We start from the raw sequence: 6467 nt of genomic DNA, 5'->3' as shown, positions 1-6467 counted from the left end.
GCTCCCGGGCCCGGCGTTCCCGCGCGGGGCGGACGGGTCAGGAGCCCGCCGCCGCCACCGCGGCCCGCCGCCGTCGGCCCACCACGGCCGAGGCCGCCAGCACGATGGCTGCGGCGACCAGCGACAGGTACATCTGCTTGCGTCCGTCGGCGTCGGTGAACATGTACGCCATGACGAACCCGATCATGCCCATGGCCGTCCAGGTCAGGTACGGGTACAGCCACATCCGGACGGTGTGCCGCTCGGGCATCTCGCGCTCGATGATCCTGCGCATCCGCAGCTGGGTCGCGCAGATCACCAGCCAGACGAAGAGCGCGACGGCGCCGGAGGAGTTGAGCAGGAAGGCGAACACGGTGTCCGGCGAGGTGTAGTTGAAGAACACCGCGACGAAGCCGAAGACCACCGAGGAGAGGATCGCCACCCGCGGCACGCCGCGCGAGGTCACCGTGGCGAAGGCCTTGGGCGCGTCCCCGCGCTGGCCCAGCGAGAACGCCATCCGGGAGGCCGTGTACATCCCGGAGTTGAGGCAGGACAGCACCGCCGTCAGCACGATCACGTCCATCACCTGGCCGGCGCCCGGGATGCCGATGTGGTCCAGCACCGCCACGTACGGGCTCGCCTTGACGTCGGCGGAGTCCCAGGGCAGCAGGGTGACCACCAGCAGGATCGAGCCCAGGTAGAAGATCCCGATCCGCCAGATCACGCTGTTGGTGGCCTTGGAGACGGCCTTCTCCGGGTTCTCCGACTCGCCGGCGGCCAGGGTCACGATCTCACTGCCCATGAAGGCGAAGACCACCGTGAGCATGCCGGTGAACACCGCCCCCACCCCGTGCGGCAGGAACCCGCCGTGGCCGGTGAGGTTGCTGGCGCCGACCGCGTGGGTGCCCGGCAGCAGGCCGAAGGCGGCGAGGGTGCCGATCACCAGGAACGCGGCGATCGCGACCACCTTGATCCCGGCGAACCAGAACTCGAACTCGCCGTAGGAGGCCACCGAGAAGAGGTTGGTGGCGGTCAGCACCGCCATGACTATCAGGGCCCAGCCCCACTGGGGGACGCCCGGCACCCAGTTGTTGAGGATCTTCGCGCCGGCCGTCGCCTCGACCGCGAGCACCACCACCCAGAAGAACCAGTACAGCCAGCCGATGCTGAACCCGGCCCAGCGGCCGAGCGCCCGGTCCGCGTACGCCGAGAACGAGCCGCTCTGCGGGTCGGCCGCGGCCATCTCGCCGAGCATCCGCATCACCAGGACGACCAGCACGCCGGCCATGGCGTAGGAGAGCAGGATGCCCGGGCCGGTGGTCGCGATGCCCGCGCCGGAGCCGACGAACAGGCCGGCGCCGATCACGCCGCCGATGGCGATCATCGACAGGTGGCGGTTCTTGAGTCCGGCCTTCAGGTGGCCGTCGCCGCCGTGGCCGATCGGCCCGGTCTGGTGGGGGAGCTTGGTGGCCGTGGCCGGGGGCTTGGTGGTGTCCGCACTCATCTGGGTGCCCTGTGCCTTTCCCGCGCGGCGTGTCCCTCGGCTCGTCGCGCCGAGGGTGGGGGACTGACCCGCGCATTGCGTCGCAACCTAACTTCTACGCCCGAGTATCGGAACAATCCTTTGGTAACTGTTCGCTCAACGGACGGAAAAGGCCTGGTCGGGGTGGGTGGAAAGGTGGCATGGAAACCTCAAATCTGACGCATCGTCAGCATTCGGAAAGGTCGCCAAGCTCTGTTGGGGCTCAAATCGCCCGCGGGTGGCCGGTCAGATCGGCCGCACGTCGAGGACGGTGATCGACGCCTCGTCCGCCGGCCGCCCGGTGAGCCGGGCGGCGAGGATCCGGGGGATGTCGTCCTCCTGCGAGTATCCGGGCAGCACCGTGACTTCCGCGCGCCGTGCGCCGGGCTCGCCCCGCACCGCGTACGTCACCAGGTAGCCGTACCGCTCCGGCGGCGGCGCCTGGTCGCGTTCCCGCTGGTCCCGCCGGCCCCGCTGGTGCCCCCGGCTCCGGATGCCCATCCGCGTCGACCTCCTCGGCCCATTGTCGACGCGCTGTGGACGATCGGGGCAAACCAGAGCACAGTGGGACTCTCGGGACATGCCGTAGGAGCATCCCGAGCGTTCTCGGTGCCGGCCGGCTCCCGGCGCCGGTCAGGAGCGACCCCATGCAGACCACCTGGAAGGGGACGATCAGCTTCGGGCTGGTCAGCATCCCCGTCCACCTGTACTCCGCGACCCAGGAGCACGACGTCCCGCTGCACCAGGTGCACGCCAAGGACGGCGGCCGGGTGCGGATGAAGCGGTACTGCGAGCGGGAGGAGAAGGAGGTCCCGTACGCGGAGATCGCCAAGGGGTACGAGTCCCCCGACGGGCGGACCGTCACGCTCTCCGACGAGGACCTCGCCGACCTGCCGCTGCCCAGCAAGAAGATCATCGACGTGCTGGCCTTCGTGGACGAGGGCGAGATCGACCCGCTGATGTTCTCCAAGGCCTACTACGTGGGCGTCGCCGACAAGGCCGCCGCCAAGCCGTACGCGCTGCTGCGCGACGCGCTCACCGACTCCGGGCAGATCGCCGTCACCAAGATCGCGCTGCGTACCCGGGAGTCGCCCGCGGTGCTGCGGGTGCACGACAACACCCTGGTGCTGCAGACCTGCATCTGGCCCGACGAGGTCCGCCCGGCGGCCGGCATCGCGCCCGAGGGCGACGTCGCCGTCCGGCCGCAGGAGCTCAAGATGGCGCGGTCGCTGATGGACACCCTCTCCGAGGACTTCGACCTGTCCCAGCTGCACGACGACTACCAGCAGGCGCTGCAGCAGGTGATCACCGCGCGGCTGGAGGGCGTCGAGGTCCCGCACGAGGAGGAGCCGGGCGAGGCGCCGGACAACGTGATCGACCTGATGGAGGCGCTGCGCAGCAGCCTCAAGCAGGCCAAGGGCGGGCGGGGCGGCGGGGCCGGGGAGGCCGCCCCGGAGGAGGCGGAGCCCGCGCCGCGCAAGCGCGCCCCGGTGAAGCGGAGCGCCTCGAAGGCAGCAGCCTCCGGGAAGGCCCCCTCCGAGACGGCCGCCTCCGAGAAGTCCGCCGGGAAGACCTCCGCGAGGAGCCCGGCGGCGAAGAAGACCACCACCCGGAAGCCCTCGGCTCCCCGCAAGGCCTCCTGACCCCACCGGGGCCAGGCACCCCTCCCGTCCAGCCGTCCAGCACTGGAGGCGATCCCGATGGACCTGCTGACCTACAAGGAACTCGACGCCGAACTCGACGCCCGGGCCGAGGCCGACCCCGCGACCCGCAGGGCCCGGGGCTTCGGGCACCGCGTCTGGCACTGGCTGCTCAGCCTCAGCCCCACCGTGGTGACGTTCATGATCGCGCTCTCGATCGGCCTCTGCATGGTCGCGGTCCAGGTGAGCCTGCTGCCCGTGCTGGTGCCGATGGCGGTCTTCTGGGGCCTGACGCTCATCGCGATGGGCGGTGTGGTCGCCCGCTGGATGACCCCGGGGCCGGGCCGGCACCGGATGGCGTCCTGACCCGGCCGGGAGAGGCGCGGGGCCGGGAGGGCTCAGCCGATCCACACCGTGGTGATGTTGCAGAACTCCCGGATCCCGTGCCCGGACAGCTCCCGCCCGAACCCGGAGCGCTTGACGCCGCCGAACGGCAGCGCCGGGTGGGAGGCCGTCATCCCGTTGAAGAACACCCCGCCGGCCTGGATGTCCCGGACGAAGCGCTCCCGCTCGGCCTCGTCGGTGGTCCAGACGTTGGCGCTCAGCCCGAACGGGGTGTCGTTGGCGACCGCCACCGCCTCGTCCAGGTCGGCCACCCGGTAGACGGTGGCGACCGGGCCGAAGGTCTCCTCCAGGTGGATCCGCATCGCCGGGGTGATGCCCGTCAGCACCGTCGGCTCGTAGAACCAGCCGGTGTCCCAGCCCTCCGGGCGCCCGCCGCCGCACTCCACCCGGGCGCCGTGCACCCGGGCGTCCTCGACCAGTTCCTCCAGGTCGTCCCGGCCCTGGCGGCTGGCCAGCGGGCCGACGTCGGTGGACTCGTCCATCGGGTCGCCGACCTTCAGCGCGCCCATCGCCGCGGTGAAGGCGGCGGTGAAGCGGTCGTACACGTCGGTGTGCACGATGAAGCGCTTGGCGGCGATGCAGGACTGGCCGTTGTTCTGCACCCGGGCCCGGACGGCGGTGCGCACCGCCGCGTCCAGGTCGGCGCTCGGCAGCACGACGAACGGGTCGCTGCCGCCCAGCTCCAGGACGGCCTTCTTCACCTCGTCCGCCGCGGTGGCCGCGACCGCCCGCCCGGCCGGCTCGCTGCCGGTGAGGGTGACGGCGACGACCCGGCGGTCCCGGATCACGCCCTCCACCGCGCCCGAGCCGATCAACAGGGTCTGGAAGCAGCCCTCCGGGAACCCTGCCCGCTGGAACAGCTCCTCGATCGCCAGCGCGGTGCGCGGCACGTTCGACGCGTGCTTGAGCAGACCGACGTTGCCCGCCATCAGGGCCGGCGCGGCGAACCGGAGAACCTGCCAGAGTGGAAAGTTCCAGGGCATGACGGCAAGAACCGGACCAAGCGGACGGTAGCGGACAAAGGCGCGGGAGGCACCGGAGTCGGCGACGTCGGCCGGGGCCGGGTGCTCGTCGGCGAGCAGCTCCTCGGCGTGGTCCGCGTACCAGCGCATCGCCTTCCCGCACTTGGCGACCTCGGCGCGGGAGGCGGCGAGCGGCTTGCCCATCTCCTCGGTCATGGTGCGGGCGACCGCCTCCAGCTCCCGGTCCAGCAGGTCGGCGGCGCGGCGCATCAGTTCGGCGCGGGCGGCGAACGGGGTGCCGCGGTAGCTGTGGAAGGCGGCCTCGGCGCGGGCCAGCCGCCGCTCGATGCCGGCCGCGTCGAGCGGCTCGAAGGTCTGGACGGTCTCGCCGGTCGCGGGGTTGACGCTGGCGATGGGCATGCGGGGCTCCCAGGTGGGGTCACGGTCCGGTGCGTCTGCCCTCACACCCTCCCCGACCGCCCGCCTCCGGGCACGCCACCGCGCGCCCGGCGTGTCCCGGCGGGCGCGCGGCCCGCCCCGTCACTCCGGCAGCGACTCCACCCGGGCCGCCGCCTCCCGGGCGCGGGCCCCGGCCCTGGTCCGCGCGGCGGTGACCTGCCGGGTCGGGAAGCGGTGCAGGTACTCGGCCTCCAGCTCCCCGGTGCGCAGCGTGTGCCGCTTCAGCGCCTCCTCCGAGCCGTACAGGAACGTCTCGTGCCGCGTGCGGTGCAGCTGCTCCAGCTCGTGCAGCAGCGTGTCGTTGCCCAGGGCGTGCGCGGAGATGCCCGCGGGCCGGATGTGCGGGTCTTCGGCGTGCCGCATCTCGGTGCCTCCTCGGCGGAAGTCCCCTCCTCCAGGGTGCCCGCCGACCGCCGCCGCTGCACCCGGTCCGTCGGCGCGGATCATAGGATGAATCCTTCCGTACACGTTCAGGACCACCCCGCTAGCGCTCGGACACCCACATGCCGCTTCCCAAGGCCGAACTCCACCTGCACATCGAAGGCACCCTGGAGCCCGAACTCGCCTTCGAGCTCGCCGCCCGCAACGGTGTCGAGCTGCCGTACGCCGACACCGAGGCGCTGCGCGAGGCGTACTCCTTCAGCGACCTCCAGTCCTTCCTGGACCTCTACTACGCGCTGATGGCCGTGCTGCGGACCGAGGACGACTTCGCCGACCTCGCCGACGCCTACCTGGCCCGGGCCGCCGAGCAGGGCGTCCGCCACGCGGAGATCTTCTTCGACCCGCAGGCGCACACCGTGCGCGGGGTGCCGCTGGGCGTGGTGGTCGACGGGCTGACCCGGGCGCTGGAGCGCGCCGAGGAGCGGTACGGCATCAGCACGCAGCTGATCATGTGCTTCCTGCGGGACGAGTCCGCCGAGTCCGCGCTGGAGACCTTCGAGGCCGCCCGCCCGTACTTCGGCCGGATCGCCGGCATCGGCCTGGACTCCGCCGAGGTCGGCCACCCGCCGGTCAAGTTCCGCGAGGTGTACCGCCGGGCCGCCGAGGCCGGGCTGCGCCGGGTCGCCCACGCGGGCGAGGAGGGCCCGGCCGCGTACATCACCGAGGCGCTGGACGTCCTCGGCGTGGAGCGGATCGACCACGGGCTGCGCTGCCTGGAGGACGGCGAGCTGGTCGCCCGCCTGGTGCGCGAGCAGGTCCCGCTGACCCTCTGCCCGCTCTCCAACGTCCGGCTGCGCTGCATCGACACCCTCGCCGACCACCCGCTGCGCGAGATGCTGGACGCCGGCCTGCTGGTCACCGTCAACTCCGACGACCCGGCGTACTTCGGCGGCTACGTGGAGGACAACTTCCGCGCCGTGCGCGAGGCCCTCGCCCTCGACCAGGAGACCCTGCGCCGGCTGGCCGCCAACTCCTTCCGCGCCTCCTTCATCGGCGAGGAGCGCCGCGCCGAACTCCTCGCCGAGGTCGCCGCGTACGTCTTCTGACCTGCCGGACCGC

General features: G+C 72.1%; 7 protein-coding genes. 3 read left to right on the top strand and 4 right to left on the bottom strand.

From position 1 onward, the window contains the following. Positions 1 to 37: 37 nt before the first annotated feature. Together ACFU7Z_RS34035 and ACFU7Z_RS34030 are read right to left on the bottom strand one after the other, a co-directional pair. Positions 38 to 1483 carry an amino acid permease gene (locus ACFU7Z_RS34035; RefSeq protein ID WP_049658990.1) on the bottom strand — a complete coding sequence of 482 codons (1446 nt, stop codon included), beginning with the start codon at positions 1481 to 1483 and terminating at the stop codon, positions 38 to 40. A 264-nt stretch (positions 1484 to 1747) separates the two neighbouring features. Continuing rightward, on the bottom strand, positions 1748 to 2002 hold the full coding sequence (locus ACFU7Z_RS34030) for a hypothetical protein (protein WP_049658988.1): 255 nt from the start codon (positions 2000 to 2002) through the stop codon (positions 1748 to 1750). Positions 2003 to 2148: 146 nt separating this feature from the next. Between ACFU7Z_RS34030 and ACFU7Z_RS34025 the strand changes: the two genes are divergently transcribed. Then, positions 2149 to 3144 (top strand): Ku protein, encoded by a 996-nt coding sequence (locus ACFU7Z_RS34025; RefSeq protein WP_049658986.1) that lies wholly within the window; start codon positions 2149 to 2151, stop codon positions 3142 to 3144. Positions 3145 to 3201: 57 nt separating this feature from the next. Further along, positions 3202 to 3507 carry a hypothetical protein gene (locus ACFU7Z_RS34020; RefSeq protein ID WP_049658984.1) on the top strand — a complete coding sequence of 102 codons (306 nt, stop codon included), beginning with the start codon at positions 3202 to 3204 and terminating at the stop codon, positions 3505 to 3507. Between the two features lie 32 nt (positions 3508 to 3539). Here the strand turns inward: ACFU7Z_RS34020 and ACFU7Z_RS34015 are convergent, their stop codons facing one another. Further along, entirely contained in the window at positions 3540 to 4928 is a 1389-nt protein-coding gene (locus ACFU7Z_RS34015; RefSeq protein ID WP_117486953.1) for an NADP-dependent succinic semialdehyde dehydrogenase, read from the bottom strand. 120 nt (positions 4929 to 5048) lie between these two features. Next, entirely contained in the window at positions 5049 to 5330 is a 282-nt protein-coding gene (locus ACFU7Z_RS34010) for a DUF6158 family protein (RefSeq protein WP_380781796.1), read from the bottom strand. Between the two features lie 140 nt (positions 5331 to 5470). Between ACFU7Z_RS34010 and ACFU7Z_RS34005 the strand changes: the two genes are divergently transcribed. After that, positions 5471 to 6454 carry an adenosine deaminase gene (locus ACFU7Z_RS34005; protein WP_380781794.1) on the top strand — a complete coding sequence of 328 codons (984 nt, stop codon included), beginning with the start codon at positions 5471 to 5473 and terminating at the stop codon, positions 6452 to 6454. Positions 6455 to 6467: the final 13 nt, after the last annotated feature.

This window comes from Kitasatospora sp. NPDC057518 (assembly GCF_042802075.1).
Classification (GTDB): domain Bacteria; phylum Actinomycetota; class Actinomycetes; order Streptomycetales; family Streptomycetaceae; genus Kitasatospora.
The sequence above is the reverse complement of the archived record's forward strand: the minus strand, read 5'-3'. Positions and strand labels throughout refer to the sequence as shown.